Below are 16459 nucleotides of genomic sequence, written 5' to 3'. Positions count from 1 at the left end.
CCACACCCTTAATTCCCAAGATGATTTATTTATACAATTGTATATCCATAGTCAACCACAATATTTTGCCCTCTAATGGCATCGCTTTTATCAGACATTAAAAATAAAATGACATTTGTTACATCTGAAATTCCAACAAATTCCCTATATGGAATTTTTTCCAATAACTTATTTCCTTCAAAGGACTTCAAATAGCTTTCGTTATTATTGTTTATGCTATAGGACAGTGAATTGTATACCACTGTAATGATTAATTTTTTATCTTTCAAAAATTAATTATTACCAACAAATGTTATATTTCGCATTATAAGGTTAGCATAAGATTTAAAATATTTAATATGCAATTTTGCATATTTTAACACTCTCAATTATTTACATAGCGTTGACCATCTTTATTTAAAGCGGCCTCCCACATTCACAAAATTCACTTAAAACAAGAATTTGTTTATCCATACTTTTTCTTTAATTTTTCATGGAAGAACTGAAATTAATTAGTACCCCTGTTAAACACCTAAATCTGATACTTAAACTAACTAATCTTCCTCTAATAAATTGTTGTCTTATTTAACTTCACAATTAATAGTATTCAGCAGACATAGTCACAACATCTTCGTACACCTCCTCATTAAAACTGAAGGAAAACTAATTAAAATCTGGTCCAGAAATTTTACCTTTCTACGCTATAGGATCCGCATAAGAAAACATAGAATACAGTACCTCCTCTGCTACAACTAGCTTTATGTCTTAAATTAAAAAAATCATAATATCGAATTTATATAATTATTTTCGTGAGTTCAAACCTCTTCAGGTTCATAAAAAAAAGAGACACCATATCAACCTTCTACGTGATATGGTGTCTCTTTTTTATCTAATTCAATTACTTCCCACCAAACATCTTCTCCAAAGACTTTGCATTGGCAAACAATACTTCTTTCAAGTTATCGTCAGCAACGATTTTATAGTCGCCATCTTTGTCTTTCTTTAAGTTCAATGTAACTTCGCGAGTTGCCATTGCTGCATCTTTATCCGTTAAGTTTTTGATGATGGTTGAGGTCATTGTTTTTTCGATTGCTTTTTCAGATTGTTCTTTGTCTTCACTAAATGCGCTAGCGAAGGCCATTGGCATAACTTCTCCCACTGCTTTTGTTACAGCAACGGATAGATCAGCAGATGTAATTTTTACTTTCACTTCTGCTTTGTCATCCTTTTTCGATACTTCTTCTAGCTTTTCAAATTTAAAGTTCTTTGTAATTGCACTTAGCATTGCTTTTGCCTCAGCATCATCTGTTTTTTCATTTAGTTTATTAAATTCTTTGTCACTCTCAACAAATGTACGAGCCTTTTCTACATCACCTTTTTGTATCGCTGTTAAAAATTCTTCTGTAGTATCTTTCGGATTTGCACACCCTGCTAAAACACCTGCTGTTAATCCTACTACCATCATTAATAGCAATAATCTCTTTATCTTTTGCACGTTCATTCTCCTCTTATCTTTTCTAGTAAGTCAGCATCATACAATATTATGAAACTGACATTACAAACATTTTTTAGTATAGCATTTATATGATTCGTTTTCTATTAATTCCCAAAAGATAAAGGACCTTGCAGCATTCCTACAAGGTCCCTCTTCTATCAATCTGTATCCGTAGCACAAATGAACCACATTTTCTGTTCCCTACTATCTAACACCATCCAAGTAACATCCCACGCAACTTCGTAAAACCAATCTGTCCAAGGGCGATAGCTTTCGAACACTTTAATATCTTCGTATCGATCTTGGAACATATATTGACATACATTGACTGCTAATTGTTTTGCGATAACTGGTCGTTCCTTAAACCCTTCATATGCTCCGCCCCACAAAATTTGCGCAGCAATGCTACCATCAAGCATAACTGCCAGCTGCTCTTTAAAACGAAACTTATATTTGTCTGATGTATGTATTTTTAACTCTTCTAAGTTATTGATTATGTCTAAAGAGTTGAAGATTCTTCTAAAGAAGTGCTCATGTCCATCTTTCGAATGTGGTATTTCTTTAAAAAAATTTTCGTTATGCACTTTAAAACAGCTTATTATTGCTCCACCAATTAAGTTTTGTTCCTTAAACGTGTTTATAAGTTGCTCAACAGATGAGTCATTCGTGTCTATTTTTTCAAACGTTCCCTCTTTCCATCTCATAACGCCCACTACTCTCTATTAAAAATTTGTTTCTTCATTATAAATAGCAAAATAAAAACCAGCAACTTTAAGGTTGCTGGCTTATCTCTTATTCATATTCGAAAAAACAATAACAACTGCTCCAATTATATAATGCCCCGCTACCATCCACATAGTCCGATCAAAGATCATAAGCGATAACCAAAGCGATATATTAATAGCAGCAAATAATACATATAAAATGAGGTCTCTCTTTTGTAGCACCTCTCGATTCATCAAAATATAAATTGCACCGATTGGCGGAAGGATGAAGCAAAGGAAAAAGACAAACGTTTTTCTTAACGACCATGGATATGAAGTTACTGTCTGCATATGAGTCTCCTTTTCACTTTATAGTACATGTAACATCGGTCTCACTATTCTATATTCGTCACTATAAGGCTCCTTTATGATTAAAGGTGAGTGCGGATTTTTTTCTGCCTCTATCATTGTGAATACTTCTGTTTTTTCTTGTACTATGTTGGATTCACTGTTTTTAGCAGGTTTTTTACTTGTTTCGATTTTCTTTGTTACTTCTCCGAGCCTTTTTCCAACTTTTTCAGCTTCGGCAGGTTCATTCGTAACGTAGTATTCTTGATTCTCCCATACTAACATAGGTGGCACTTGTTCTTGTTTGTTACATATTATATAAGTAATACTAGCTACAAGTAGTAGACAAGTTAATAAATAGAAGATAGTTTTTTTATTCATATACTACACTCCTTATCTATCATTTCATTGGATTATATAATACAAGTCATTTATAGTAAATGGATTTAGTGGTAATTTTTAGGTTGAACAATAAAGAAAAAACCTTACCGAAGTAAGGTTCCGTTTTTACATTCTATAGTGACCGACTTATTAAAACAATCATTACAATAATCGCAATAAACATAATAACTAAACAGCCGATCATTTTATAAAATCCTCGTTTCGTTAACGTCCCGCCTTGAACGTCTTTACGAATAAATAAGAATACAGCTAAAAATAATACAAGCCCAATGCCAAAAGCATACATCATTTGCATATATTAATCTTCCTTTCTCTCTTCCATCTTAATATCTTTTTGCCAAAACAACAAATGAGATAAAGACGGTACTCATTGTAAGTGCCATAAGTATATTCAATAATTCAGTAGCAGATAGTGTAAGTATTTTTAAGTTTAAGCCGATAGAGAAAAGAAGATAATATGCTGTTAATGCAAAAAAGGTTACAAACATTCCTTTATAACGAATAAGTTTCATTCGCTCGTCTTTTTCTTTAAATTGCGGATGCAAGTAGCTTAGGCAGAAACTCATAATCATCATCCCAAGCAATGGATACGTTATAGCTGGTGGTGCAGAATGCGTCATTATACCTGTTAATATCATAAATCCACTCATAAATAGAAAAATAACACCCATAATTACAAAGTACTTTTGTGAATAATTCATCCCTATTCCCCCTCTTCTTTTCCTTCATAAATAAATACATGTTCTATCGTTGTTTGAAATGTTTTTGCTATTTCAAATGCTAACGGAAGTGACGGATCGTATTTTCCTTTTTCAATTGAGATAATGGTTTGTCTTGAAACGCCAAGTTTCTCAGCTAATTTTTCTTGAGATAGTCCAAATTTTTTTCGGTATTCGACCATTTTATTTTCCAAGGAAATTTCTCCCTCCTCCCATATATCGAGTATATATGTAAAGTAAACTTTACGTCAAGGTTCCTTTACATTCCTTTTAATCATTTTTCACTCTATTTATATAGAAGAAACTTGTTCGATTTCAACACGTCTATTTTGTAATAAAACCTGGAACACTGTATGTAATCGTTACTATATTTCCTCCTCACCTTTTTTAAAATTTAATATCTTCATATTTGTTTTATCCTTTTAAAATATTTCATTCTCTTCTTTATTAGATGAAATGCGTTATTGGTTTTACGGTGTTTTTTGGCATATTTATAGAAACTAACGGGTTATGAAGCAATTTTTATGTTTAGCCACTTTTTTTGTGGAAATCCTTCATTTTCCTTTCGATAGTTAACACTATCGAAATAAAGTTTACGCTAAATTCATAATTTTTTATTTTTTATACTATATTCCGTTATATTGTTGTATAATATCTATGAAAGCGCTTATTATTTCAATATACATAATTCTAATCAACTTTTATCAAAACATTCCAACGATTATACTTATATTTACATGTAACAATTCTAGTTTTTAATGTAGGTATACCAAATATATCCACCCCATTTTTCTGTAAAATTACTTTATAAAGTGAAAGATTAACTTGGGTGATAAGTTATTGTGAATGTTTTTTTACAAAACAGATAAGTAATAGTGTTTGGTATTATGTAAATTATTGTAATAACATAAGAGTAAAGAAAACATTTACATTGATTATTGATTCATTACTTATTGAAAAAGAGCAAAATGCACCTTTGTATGGAAAAAGGATTATATGCATTGGGAGGTTTAAACAAATGACGAGGAAGAATACAACGACAAACCCTTGGGCCAAGTTCCACGGTCCGAACCTTGGTTATGTTATTGAACAGTATGATCTTTACGTAACTGGAGCAGGTTCTGTTGATCCGGAATTACAAGAGCTTTTTGAAATTTTTGGAGCTCCTTCGTTTCAAGATGATGTCGTAACAGGGGACAACACAGCAACACATTTTTCTCCTCAAAACACAGGTAACATTGAAAAAATTCTTAAGGTCGTTCAACTTGTTGAACAGATTCGTTCTTTCGGGCATACGTTGGCTCACATCAACCCGATGGAAGATGCTGCAAACGGACAATCTCTTCTTGAGAAAGCAATGAACGAACTGAGCGATGCAGACTTGAAAGCGATTCCAGCGAAAACAGTATGGCAAGATGCACCAGAAGGTATTCACACTGCACTTGATGTAATTCATAGATTAAAAGACGTTTATACAAAATCTTTAGCTTATGAATTTTCTCATATACAAGATAGTGAAGAACGCGCGTGGTTGCATCAAATGGTGGAATCAAATTCATTGCGTCAACCACTATCAAATAAAAAACGAACTGCTCTTTTAAAACGTTTAACAGCTGTTGAAGGTTTCGAGCAATTCTTGCATAAAACATTCGTTGGGCAAAAACGTTTCTCTATCGAGGGCGTTGATATGCTTGTACCTGTTTTAGATGAAATTGTTCTAGAAGGTGCTAAGAACGGCGTAGAGGATGTCATGATTGGTATGGCTCACCGCGGTCGCCTAAGCGTACTTGCTCACGTATTAGAAAAACCATATACTCACATGTTTGCTGAATTCAAACATGCAAAAATAGAAGGCGCAGTAGCCAATGCTGGCTGGACTGGCGACGTGAAATACCACTTAGGTAGAGAACAAGTCGTTAGTAATGAAGAAGTTAGCACTCGCGTTACTTTAGCAAATAACCCGAGTCATCTTGAGTTCGTGAATCCTGTAGTAGAAGGTTTCGCACGTGCAGCTCAAGAGAATCGTAAAAAATCTGGTCTTCCAGAACAAGATACTTCAAAATCATTCGTAATTTTAGTTCATGGTGATGCTGCATTCCCTGGTCAAGGTATTGTATCTGAAACGTTGAACTTAAGCAGATTGAATGCGTACCAAACAGGCGGAACGATTCATGTTATCGCAAACAATGCAGTTGGTTTTACAACTGACAGCTATGATTCTCGTTCTACGAAATATTCAAGTGACCTTGCAAAAGGTTTCGATATTCCGATTGTTCACGTGAACGCTGATGATCCAGAAGCTTGTCTTGCTGCTGCAAACCTTGCGATTCAATATCACATGTTGTTCAAAAAAGATTTCTTAATCGATTTAATTGGTTACCGTCGCTATGGTCATAACGAAATGGATGACCCAGCAGTTACACAACCACAAGTGTACAAAAAGATTAAAAATCACCCAACTGTAAGAGCAATTTATGCAGATCAATTACAAGCTGCTGGTGTTCTAAATGCAGATGAAATTGAAACAATTACACAGTTTACACAAGAGCAATTAAAATCTGACTATGCACAAGTACCACCAGCTGATACGAGCGATGCAACAATTCACGTTAAAGTGCCAGATGTTGTTGCAAAAGGTATTCAGCCAATTGATACTGGTGTTGAGCTTGACTCACTTCGTGCAATTAATGAAGGTCTATTATCTTGGCCAGAAGGCTTTAACGTATATCCGAAAGTGAAGAAAATTCTTGAGCGCCGTAAAGATGCTCTTGAAGAGAACGGTAAAATTGAATGGGCACTTGCTGAGTCATTAGCATTCGCTTCTATTTTACAAGAAGGTACGCCAATTCGCTTAACTGGTCAAGATTCACAGCGTGGTACATTCGCGCACCGTCATATCGTATTACACGATACTGATACAAATGAAACATATTCACCATTACACCGCTTACCAAACATTAATGCATCCTTCTCTGTTCATAACAGTCCGTTATCAGAAGCTGCTGTTGTTGGTTACGAGTATGGTTATAACGTATTCGCTCCAGAAACTCTTGTTATGTGGGAAGCGCAATATGGTGACTTCTCAAATACTGCGCAAGCATTATTTGATCAATATGTTTCAGCTGGAAGAGCAAAATGGGGTCAAAAATCTGGTTTAGTTCTTCTATTACCACACGGTTATGAAGGTCAAGGACCAGAGCACTCTAGTGCACGTCCTGAACGTTTCTTACAGTTAGCTGCTGAGAACAACTGGACAGTTGCAAACTTAACGAGCGCGGCACAATACTTCCATATCCTGCGTCGTCAAGCATCTATCTTAGGAACCGAAGCTGTTCGACCATTAGTACTGATGACGCCAAAGAGTTTATTACGTCACCCACTTACGCTTTCAACTGCTAGTCAGTTAAGCGAAGGACGTTTCCAACCTGCTTTAGAACAAGAAAACCTTGGCACAAAACCAAACAAAGTAAAACGTCTTGTTTTAAGTACAGGTAAAATGGCGATTGACTTAGCAGCAGAAATTGAGTCTGGTAAACATGAGTACAACTTAGATGAGGTTCATGTCGTTCGCATTGAGCAGTTGTACCCATTCCCTGCTGAGAAAGTTCAATCTATTATTAAACGCTTTAAAAACTTAGAAGAAATTATTTGGGTTCAAGAAGAACCTCGTAATATGGGCGCATGGCATTACATGGCTCCAATTCTGTTCGAACTAGCTGGAGATAAAGTGAAAACGGGTTACATTGGACGCCCAGATCGCTCTAGCCCATCTGGCGGCGATCCATTCGCTCACAAAGCTGAGCAAGAACTAATTGTTGCACACGCTTTAGATGTGAAGTATAACTTCCGTCAAGATAAACTAGAAATTGAAGTTTTCAGCAATTAAAAAGTAACAATGACGGTTTCTAGCTTGATCCCGGGCAGATATTCTGCCCAGGGTCAGGCTAACAAATGGAGATTACCGAAGACAAAAGAAGAAAAAACACACCGTTAGGCAAATAAGGGGAGGACATTTAAAATGATCGAAATTAAAGTACCTGAGCTTGCAGAATCTATTACCGAAGGAACTATTTCACAATGGCTTATCAACGTAGGCGACAAAGTTGAGAAAGGTGGCAGCGTTGTTGAGCTTGAAACTGATAAAGTCAATGTAGAAATCATTGCAGAAGATTCAGGTATTGTATCGAAGTTACTAGGCGAACCTGGGGATACAGTTGAAGTTGGCGCAACTATCGCAATTTTAGATGCTAATGGAGCACCAGTTGCAGTAAGTACACCTGCTCCAGCTGCTGAGCAACCAAAACAAGAAACAGCTGAAGCACCGAAAGCTGCAGCTCCAAATGCTGAACAAACTACGGGTCTACAAGGCTTACCAAATACGAACCGTCCTATTGCATCACCAGCTGCTAGAAAAATGGCTCGTGAATTAGGAATCGACTTAAACGACGTACGTAGCACAGATCCACTTGGACGCGTGAGACCACATGATGTACAAGCTCATGCTGCAGCACCAAAAGAAGCACCAGCTGCTCCAAAGAGTCCAGCTCCTGCTCCAGTTGCAAAAACTGAATTCGAAAAACCAGTTGAGCGTGTGAAAATGTCCCGCCGCCGTCAAACAATTGCAAAACGTCTTGTAGAAGTTCAACAAACATCTGCAATGTTAACAACATTTAACGAAGTTGATATGAGTGCGATCATGGAATTACGTAAAGAACGCAAAGATGCTTTCGAGAAAAAACATGATGTACGTCTTGGCTTCATGTCATTCTTCACAAAAGCAGTTGTTGCAGCATTAAAACAATTCCCATTATTAAATGCTGAAATTCAAGGTGACGAGCTTATCATCAAAAAATTCTATGATATCGGTATTGCAGTAGCAGCTCCAGATGGATTAGTTGTTCCAGTTGTACGCGATGCTAACCAATTAAACTTCGCTGAAATCGAAAGTGAAATTCGTAATTTAGGTATGAAAGCACGCGATAACAAACTTTCATTAAAAGAACTACAAGGTGGTACATTTACAATTACAAACGGTGGTGTATTCGGTTCTCTAATGTCAACACCAATCCTAAATAGCCCACAAGTAGGTATTTTAGGAATGCATAAAATTCAAGTACGCCCAGTTGCAATTGATGCAGAACGTATGGAAAACCGTCCGATGATGTACCTTGCACTATCTTACGATCACCGTATTGTTGATGGTAAAGAAGCAGTTAGCTTCCTTGTTGCTGTTAAAGATATGCTTGAAGATCCAAAATCATTATTATTAGAAGGTTGATAGATTTTTAACCTATTAAAGGCTGTAGAATGAATCATTCTACAGCCTTTTTTTATTTTGTTCATACGGGACAAATTTCATGACATAAAGTAATAATGTATGCCTAAACGTAAGGAGGATTAAAATGAATAACCTTCCAATTCATGCAAAACTTAAAGTAAATAAGGATACTTTCTTCCTCCCCGACTCAAACGGGGGTGTCTATTTTCGAAATAACGCCAGTTCATTTCGCATGGACGGTGCTGGAATTTATGACTGGATTGAAAAACTAATGCCAATGTTTAACGGGAATTATTCTTTAGCAGAAATAACCGATGGTCTCCCTCTCCCCTATCAAAATCGCGTATTTGAAATTGGAGAGATTTTATATGAAAATGGTTTCGTTCGCGATACAAATCAAGATGAACCTCATGAATTAAACAGTACATTACTCGACAGATATGCTTCACAAATTGAATTTTTAGAAGCTGATTCTCATTCGGGTGCTTTAAAATTCGAAACGTACCGTGGGGCAAATGTCCTTGTACTTGGTTCTGGGGATATGCTTACTTCCTTAGTTTCTTCTTTATTAGAATCTGGTTTACCTACATTTCATTACCTCGTTACAGATCGGGATGAAACAAACTATGACAGAATACATGAGCTAATAGAACGTGCATATGAAGTTGATAACACTGTACTCCTTCAAGAAATCGATACTACAATTGACCGTCCTTTGCATGAAGTATTCGAACCTTTTGATTGGATTTTATATGTTTCTCAAAATGGAGACATTGACGGTTTAAAGACAGTTCACACTATTTGTAGAGAAGCGAAAAAGAATTTCATACCAGCTATTTGTTTATCAACACTCGGTATAGCTGGACCTGTCGTAACGGAAAATCGTGATGAATGCTGGGAATCTGCATGGCATCGTCTACATGAAACGACTTTGCAAAATGAAAATTCATCTGATTCCTTCTCACCCATTACATCTGCAATGTTAGCAAATGTAATCGTTTTTGAATTATTTAAGCATGTCGCGGATGATTCACATCGGGAAAAAGGATCACAATTCTTTTTATTAAACTATGAAACACTCGAAGGAACGTGGCATCCTTTTATAAAACACCCTCTTGCAACTGATGAAAGTTTTACAATTGATACGATAGAGAATCTTTCTGAAAAACTTGAGCATCGGTCTAACCAACATACTTCAACTGATGTATTCCAATTTTTCGATTCATTAACTTCTAAAGAAGCCGGTATATTCTATGTATGGGATGAACAAGATTCATATCAATTACCGTTATCACAATGCTATATTCAAGTAGCCAATCCACTATCAGATGGCCCAGCTCCCCTCCTGCCTCTTATGACTTGCAGTGGATTGACCCATAATGAGGCACGCCGAGAAGCTGGTTTAACAGGAATTGAAACATATGTAGCAGAAATCATTCACCGCCTTATTCCTGAACATAACGATATCGGTATCGGTGCTGGAGAAACGATGACAGAAGGTTTTTACCGCGCACTACAACAACATTTAAACAATAAACTGTATGAACGGCAGTCACATACGCTAGAAGAACTTACAACAATTGATTTAACTGACATTCACGATAAGCATTGTAGATTTTATTACGATGCTCTCTCTACAATCCATGAAACACCTACAATAGCAATGAGTGAAGAGATTCTTAGTTTTCCTGTCGTTTGGATTGGTATAAATGATAGATGGTACGGTGCATCTAATATAAATATGACGTTAGCGTTACGAAACGCACTACAACTGGCACTCTTTCACATTCAAAATGAAGAGATTCCTTACAGAGCTAATATTTTGTATGACTCATCTATTATTTTATATGACACTGATTCTTTTAGAGTGGAAATACAACCAGAAGAAGAAATTCCAAATGTGCAATCTTTACAGCTTGCCTTACAGCATTTAGAAGAACATAATTTTTATCCTTTCGTGTTTGATTTAGCAATCGAACCATTTTTGAAAGAAAACTTAGACGGTGTGTATGGGGTATTAATTGCAAAGGAGGATGGTCTATGACTCGAAATATATTGCTTATAGGAGATGGCCTACTTGCAGACTATGTACATGATCAATTATGCGAACAATATTCCATCATTCGCCAACATACCATTACAGAAGAACTCCCTGAAAATATTCACCTCGCTCTCGTATTACATGACGGATCTCCTTCTACTATTCATCATGATGCTGAACTTATTTTTCGCTCAAATCATATTCCGTGGCTTCGCGGTTTCACTTCATTTGGCGAAGGTATTATCGGTCCTTACATTCATCCTCTTTCATCTGGCTGTTCTCATTGTTCTGATGGACGCCGATTTATCGCTGGCTTCGATCAACAAGAAATGTGGGAACTACAGCGGAAATACGCCTTTAAAGCCGACAATGTAACGAGGCGTGATGTACGCGCCACCCAAAATGGAATGTTACAAATGTGCCATCTTATTCGCGTAGAAACAGAGAAAATATTAACTCATAACCATTCTTCTTTAGAAAATGAACTTATTTTACTCAACTTACAAACATTACAATGTACGCGGCATTCTTTTCTTCCAGATCCTCTCTGTCCTATATGTAGTAATTTACCTGATGATACTGCGGATGCGGCGGAACTTTCTTTACAACCGAGTTTAAAAGTAAGCACCGAAACGTATCGCTGCCGTTCCATTCATGAATTAAACACATTTTTAACGCGAGACTATTTAGATTATCGGGTCGGTATGTTGAACGGCAAAATGCAGCATTCTTTATTGCCATTCGCTGACGTCATTATAAACATGCCATTAATGTTTGGAAATGAAGGTGTTGCAGGCCGAACTCATTCATTTGCAGTGAGTGAAGCAACTGCTATTTTAGAAGGTTTAGAACGATATTGCGGTATGTCGCCTCGCGGGAAAAAGACAAATGTGCATGGTAGTTTTCATGATTTAGAGGAACATGCACTAAATCCCCTCACACTCGGTGTACATACAAATGAACATTACAATCGTGATAATTTTCCATTTAAGCCGTTTGATCCTGATTATGAGCAAAACTGGGTATGGGGATATTCTTTATCACAAAACAGACCGCTTTTAGTTCCTGAATCAATTGCTTATTATAGCCTCGGTCATCGAGATGCTTTCGTGTATGAAACATCAAATGGATGTGCAATTGGCGGTAGTTTAGAAGAAGCGATTTTTCACGGCATTTTAGAAATTGTAGAGCGTGATGCCTTCTTACTCACTTGGTATGCCGAATTACCTCTTCCCCGCCTTGATCTGAGTTCAGCAAATGATACAGAATTACAATTAATGATTCAGCGGTTACGTACGATTACCGGATATGAATTACACGCTTTTAATGCGACGATGGAACACGGCATCCCGAGCTTATGGGTAATTGCAAAAAATACACGTGAAAATGGAATGAACGTTGTTTGTGCGGGAGGCGCTCATTTAGATCCTATTCGAGCTTTAAAAAGTGCCATTCAAGAAATCGCAGGCATGTTACTTATAACAGACGATGAGCTCGAGCACAAAAGAGAATACTATGAAAAATGCTTACAAGATCCTTATTTCGTTAATAAAATGGAAGACCACAGTATGCTGTACGGATTGAAAGAAACGGAAGAACGTCTTCACTTCCTTTTACGAGAAGATGCACCGGTGCAAACGTTCCAAGAAATGAATGTATCACAGTCATTTGATATGGATTTAACATCCGATCTCCACCAACTTTTAAATCGTTTGCATCAATCTAATCTTGAAATAATCGTTGTAGATCAAACCGTTCCCCTTATAGAAAAGAACGGACTACACTGTGTAAAAGTCATTATTCCAGGCATGTTACCGATGACATTCGGCCATCACCTTACTCGTGTTACAGGATTAGATAGAGTCTATACCGTACCGATGACACTTGGATATAGCACTGAACCGTTAACAAATGAACAATTAAATCCACATCCGCACCCGTTTCCATAGTAAAGGAGGGATTTCATGCAGCTAGATACTTTTTTACATCATCTCCATTTCTCTATTGATGAAATTATGCCGAATCATGAGGTGGACTGGAAAGACGCACCGCTTCCTTATAAATTATATCGAAATGTACCTACCATCCCGCTCTCCTTAGAAATCCCGTTATCTTTATCGAACTCTTCTACTACACCTACTCTAAATGAGATTGGTCACTACCTTTGGTATTCATTTGGTGTAACACAATTATGTCAGCTAAATAGCGAGAGAAATGTATTACGCAGATCCATTCCTTCAGGCGGTGCTTTATATCCGAATGAATTGTATATCTATTTAAAGATTGACGATTATCCAGACGGCATTTACCATTATGACGCCGCGCATCACCGACTTATTTTACTTCGCGAAGGAAATTTCGATTCTTATTTAGCAGACGCACTCGGTAATCGCTGTAATATACATGATTGTTTCGGTGCCGCATTCGTATCCACTATGTTTTGGAAAAACTTCTTTAAATACAATAATTTTTCATATCGCCTTCAAGGATTAGATAGCGGGGTTCTCATTGGACAATTACTAGAATGTGCAAAACAGTTCGGTTATACGAACGGCGTATACTTTCAATTTCTAGACCGTGCACTGAACCATTTACTCGGATTGTCAGAAGGTGAAGAAAGTGTGTATGCCGTTATTCCTTTAAGTACAGAGCCAGAAACTAATTGGTTTCACAATGATTACCGTGAAAATAAAACAGTTACTTCTCATGAGTTGTTGCAACAAATTCCGCCGTTAGCACATGAACATTTCGTTCGCTCAAAACATGTAAATGAACATCCGATGATAACAAAAATAAATGAAGCTTCTATGATTGAATCGACAGAACACTTCCAAACACTACATCATGAAGAGCACTATCAACATAATACGCACGCTGTACAGCTACCTAAAGTAGAACGGTTATCGTATGATTTCCTACAACTTTGTAAAAAACGATATTCTCCTGATGCGGACTTTATTTTAACGAAATGGGATGCAGCTGAGCTCGCTACTTTATTACAAGAAGCGAGCCTCTCCTTCCCCTATTACAGCGACCTTGATGGTAAGTATGTAAATGAAAATGCACGCGTCTCATTATATGGATGTTTCTATAACGTAAAAGATATAGAAAACGGTGCTTACACTTATAACAGTAAAACACATTCCATACAACCACTTCGATATGGGGACCTTCGTTATCTCCTTCAATCTAGTATGACGATGGATAACGTAAACCTTTTTCAAGTACCACTTTGCTTACATGTAGTCGGAAAGAAAGATTACTATACACGTGCATTAGGCTATAGAGGATACCGTATTCACCAAATGGAAGCTGGTATCCTCGTTCATAAACTCGTTTTTGCTGCAACTGCTATGGGGATGGGCGGGCATCCTTTACTAAGTTTTGATACAAATTCATGTGATCAATTGTACGGAATTGATGCTGGAAATGAAACGTCTCTCATTCAAATTCCTGTTGGGGCGTATCGGGCGCGGGATTGGTTAAAAGGGGCTTTGCATAATTAGAAGCACGCCGGTAGACGGCGTGCTTTTTTTAAAGGACTTAATTTATAAAAAGCGAAATGAGTATATATTCTTACATAAAAGGAGAATGTAACTTGAACATTTTACAACGATTAATTCAGCAAGCAAAAAAACCTCGCGGGACAATTGGTTCTTCCATGCTTTGTATTATGAACGCTGCACATATGAGACTAACAAATTGGGGATTACAAAAAATACATATACGTAAAGATGCAATTACTTTAGATATTGGTTGTGGCGGTGGCAAAACAATACATACTCTTTCAAAACGAATTCCATTTGGGAAAATATATGGAATTGATTATTCAGATCAAGCTGTTGAAAACTCAAAGAAAGCCAATATACAGGACGTAAAAAAAGGAAAAGTAATCATTCATTAGGCAAGTGTCTCCTCTATTCCTTACAATACAAACTTCTTCGATCTCATAACCGCTTTTCAAACACACTACTTTTGGCCCGATGTGGAACAAGATATAAAAGAAATATTTCGCGTCTTACAACCGAATGGATCTTTTTTATTAGTAGCTGAAACTTTCAAAATTCAATATCATATGGAGAAATGGAAAACGAATGAAGAATTAATAAACCTATTTTATAAAACAGGATTTACAAGTGTGAAATGCTATGAAGAAAGAGGTTGCCTTTGTGTAATAGGAATTAAGTAAAAAGCAGACCCTTTGAGGTCTGCTTTTTACTAGATTAACTTAAAAATACTCTTAATTTGTCTAGCAAATAACCAATTTTTCGTACCGTAGTTATCATTTAAACTATCTAAATTAATAGATTGTCCGTTAGCAAACTTTAATTCTAACGTTGTATTTTTGTCATTTGTTTTTAAATTATTATTTGTAATGTCATCATACTTTAATTTTTCAATCTCAATATATTCGTCTTTTTCTTGTCCAATCACGACATGGTCTTGGAAGAAGAAAAATACTTCTACTTTTTTACCGAAACAAAATACATTTTTCGTATAAATTAATGTCGCGTTATCAAGTCCGACACATACTTCTTTCATTTCTTCCACAACGTTTCCAAAGTCTTCTTCATGTCTTGCATTTGATTCAACAATCCATTCTTCGATTGTTTTCATATTAATTGCCATACTGCGCCCCCTGGTTCGTTCATTGCTTCGTTTAAAAAATAAATACTATATGAAAATATAAGCGATTAGTAATATGTTTTCAAGGGGGAACGGTATATTCAAAATTAAGCGAAACTTTAATCAATAGGGGTCTTGATCCCCACTGATTATTAGTTGAACCAATCGGGCTTTTACGGGCAGTTGATCCCCCACCTAACTTCTTTGCTTTCGCTGAATTTTGAGGTGGGGGTCTTACTGTCCGCAAATAGCGGGATAAAGTTAAATTTCAAAGTAATATAAAAGGAACACCAATTTCATTAAATTTTAAACGTTTGAACGAGACATTCTTCATCATCAATTAACTGCTCTTTCTCATCAAATTCAATGTTCAGTTTTTTATATACGGTCTTCCAAAACGACACTGCTGGTACATTTTTTAGAAGTTCGATAACGAAATATTGTCCTCTTTTCTCTTCTAGTAAATTCTCAACAGCTTGTTTACCGATTCCTTTTCCTTTATATTGATTCAATATGAAAATATCATTAATACCAAAATCATTTTCCTTCTTCAAAAACGGACGTTCCAGTAGTAATAAGAATCCTACAATACTATGATCAACTTTTATAAAATACGGCGTGATTCCGTCATTTTTCCAAAACATATGCAAACCTTCGTATTCAAAAAATCCGTTCGCTCCGATAGTTATATTCATAGTGAACTTAGAAAGGTCATGAAGATATAAAGCGTACAAATTACGTAATATTTCTTTTTCTGATTCTTGAACTTTTTGAAGTGCTACAATCATAAAAAAACTCCCCTTCCACATATGTAACTATTTCCCGATCCTCTTCATTCGACAAAAATGATAATTCCCCTTTAACAAA

15 protein-coding genes and 1 pseudogene are annotated in these 16459 nt (G+C 36.2%); 6 read left to right on the top strand and 10 right to left on the bottom strand.

The window, feature by feature from the left end:
• Positions 1-29 precede the first annotated feature (29 nt).
• The 8 genes from QCI81_RS20600 to QCI81_RS20565 all read right to left on the bottom strand — a co-directional run bounded on the left by QCI81_RS20600 (position 30) and on the right by QCI81_RS20565 (position 3841).
• Entirely contained in the window at positions 30-164 is a 135-nt protein-coding gene (locus QCI81_RS20600) for an SDR family oxidoreductase (protein WP_261721433.1), read from the bottom strand.
• Positions 165-877: 713 nt separating this feature from the next.
• Complete coding sequence (locus QCI81_RS20595; protein WP_001169495.1) at positions 878-1474, bottom strand: DUF4878 domain-containing protein; 597 nt, start codon at positions 1472-1474, stop codon at positions 878-880.
• A 158-nt stretch (positions 1475-1632) separates the two neighbouring features.
• Positions 1633-2178: a hypothetical protein gene (locus tag QCI81_RS20590; RefSeq protein ID WP_071730678.1), complete on the bottom strand. Its 546-nt coding sequence runs from the start codon at positions 2176-2178 to the stop codon at positions 1633-1635.
• An 81-nt stretch (positions 2179-2259) separates the two neighbouring features.
• Complete coding sequence (locus QCI81_RS20585) at positions 2260-2529, bottom strand: hypothetical protein (protein ID WP_071730676.1); 270 nt, start codon at positions 2527-2529, stop codon at positions 2260-2262.
• 18 nt (positions 2530-2547) lie between these two features.
• Positions 2548-2907, bottom strand: coding sequence for a hypothetical protein (locus QCI81_RS20580; protein WP_071730674.1), 360 nt, complete (start codon positions 2905-2907; stop codon positions 2548-2550).
• A 133-nt stretch (positions 2908-3040) separates the two neighbouring features.
• The gene (locus tag QCI81_RS20575; protein ID WP_001178297.1) at positions 3041-3223 is read right to left on the bottom strand and encodes a DUF3976 domain-containing protein; all 183 of its coding nucleotides are present in this window, start codon (positions 3221-3223) and stop codon (positions 3041-3043) included.
• Positions 3224-3251: 28 nt separating this feature from the next.
• Complete coding sequence (locus tag QCI81_RS20570) at positions 3252-3629, bottom strand: hypothetical protein (protein ID WP_048564894.1); 378 nt, start codon at positions 3627-3629, stop codon at positions 3252-3254.
• 2 nt (positions 3630-3631) lie between these two features.
• The gene (locus QCI81_RS20565) at positions 3632-3841 is read right to left on the bottom strand and encodes a helix-turn-helix transcriptional regulator (RefSeq protein WP_000428506.1); all 210 of its coding nucleotides are present in this window, start codon (positions 3839-3841) and stop codon (positions 3632-3634) included.
• A gap of 824 nt (positions 3842-4665) precedes the next feature.
• Here QCI81_RS20565 and odhA point away from each other — a divergent pair.
• From odhA to QCI81_RS20535, 6 genes and pseudogenes are all read left to right on the top strand, one after another.
• The gene (gene odhA / locus QCI81_RS20560) at positions 4666-7533 is read left to right on the top strand and encodes a 2-oxoglutarate dehydrogenase E1 component (RefSeq protein ID WP_353810885.1); all 2868 of its coding nucleotides are present in this window, start codon (positions 4666-4668) and stop codon (positions 7531-7533) included.
• Between the two features lie 132 nt (positions 7534-7665).
• Complete coding sequence (gene odhB, locus QCI81_RS20555; RefSeq protein WP_000569892.1) at positions 7666-8925, top strand: 2-oxoglutarate dehydrogenase complex dihydrolipoyllysine-residue succinyltransferase; 1260 nt, start codon at positions 7666-7668, stop codon at positions 8923-8925.
• A 124-nt stretch (positions 8926-9049) separates the two neighbouring features.
• A complete protein-coding gene (locus tag QCI81_RS20550; RefSeq protein WP_353810884.1) occupies positions 9050-10969 on the top strand; it encodes a putative thiazole-containing bacteriocin maturation protein in 1920 nt (639 codons plus the stop codon).
• A complete protein-coding gene (locus QCI81_RS20545; RefSeq protein WP_071730668.1) occupies positions 10966-12915 on the top strand; it encodes a TOMM precursor leader peptide-binding protein in 1950 nt (649 codons plus the stop codon). Before QCI81_RS20550 ends, QCI81_RS20545 begins: the two co-directional genes overlap by 4 nt.
• Before the next feature lie 15 nt (positions 12916-12930).
• Positions 12931-14472 (top strand): SagB family peptide dehydrogenase, encoded by a 1542-nt coding sequence (locus QCI81_RS20540; protein ID WP_071730666.1) that lies wholly within the window; start codon positions 12931-12933, stop codon positions 14470-14472.
• Between the two features lie 92 nt (positions 14473-14564).
• Positions 14565-15155: pseudogene (locus QCI81_RS20535) on the top strand (class I SAM-dependent methyltransferase).
• Between the two features lie 29 nt (positions 15156-15184).
• Here the strand turns inward: QCI81_RS20535 and QCI81_RS20530 are convergent.
• Both QCI81_RS20530 and QCI81_RS20525 read right to left on the bottom strand, forming a co-directional pair.
• A complete protein-coding gene (locus QCI81_RS20530) occupies positions 15185-15595 on the bottom strand; it encodes a DUF3908 family protein (RefSeq protein ID WP_071730664.1) in 411 nt (136 codons plus the stop codon).
• 296 nt (positions 15596-15891) lie between these two features.
• Entirely contained in the window at positions 15892-16380 is a 489-nt protein-coding gene (locus tag QCI81_RS20525) for a GNAT family N-acetyltransferase (RefSeq protein WP_071730663.1), read from the bottom strand.
• Positions 16381-16459: the final 79 nt, after the last annotated feature.

It is taken from the genome of Bacillus cereus group sp. MG20, from assembly GCF_040459885.1.
In the GTDB taxonomy this organism is placed as follows: domain Bacteria; phylum Bacillota; class Bacilli; order Bacillales; family Bacillaceae_G; genus Bacillus_A; species Bacillus_A cereus.
Note: the sequence above shows the minus strand (reverse complement) of the source record. Positions and strands in the feature narration are given on the sequence as shown.

Coding starts and splice junctions, on each gene's coding strand:
- QCI81_RS20590 (WP_071730678.1), bottom strand. CDS start 2,178: ATGAGATGGAAAGAGGGAACGTTTGAAAAAATAGACACGAATGACTCA.
- QCI81_RS20585 (WP_071730676.1), bottom strand. CDS start 2,529: ATGCAGACAGTAACTTCATATCCATGGTCGTTAAGAAAAACGTTTGTC.
- QCI81_RS20580 (WP_071730674.1), bottom strand. CDS start 2,907: ATGAATAAAAAAACTATCTTCTATTTATTAACTTGTCTACTACTTGTA.
- QCI81_RS20575 (WP_001178297.1), bottom strand. CDS start 3,223: ATGCAAATGATGTATGCTTTTGGCATTGGGCTTGTATTATTTTTAGCT.
- QCI81_RS20570 (WP_048564894.1), bottom strand. CDS start 3,629: ATGAATTATTCACAAAAGTACTTTGTAATTATGGGTGTTATTTTTCTA.
- odhA (WP_353810885.1), top strand. CDS start 4,666: ATGACGAGGAAGAATACAACGACAAACCCTTGGGCCAAGTTCCACGGT.
- odhB (WP_000569892.1), top strand. CDS start 7,666: ATGATCGAAATTAAAGTACCTGAGCTTGCAGAATCTATTACCGAAGGA.
- QCI81_RS20550 (WP_353810884.1), top strand. CDS start 9,050: ATGAATAACCTTCCAATTCATGCAAAACTTAAAGTAAATAAGGATACT.
- QCI81_RS20545 (WP_071730668.1), top strand. CDS start 10,966: ATGACTCGAAATATATTGCTTATAGGAGATGGCCTACTTGCAGACTAT.
- QCI81_RS20540 (WP_071730666.1), top strand. CDS start 12,931: ATGCAGCTAGATACTTTTTTACATCATCTCCATTTCTCTATTGATGAA.
- QCI81_RS20530 (WP_071730664.1), bottom strand. CDS start 15,595: ATGGCAATTAATATGAAAACAATCGAAGAATGGATTGTTGAATCAAAT.
- QCI81_RS20525 (WP_071730663.1), bottom strand. CDS start 16,380: ATGATTGTAGCACTTCAAAAAGTTCAAGAATCAGAAAAAGAAATATTA.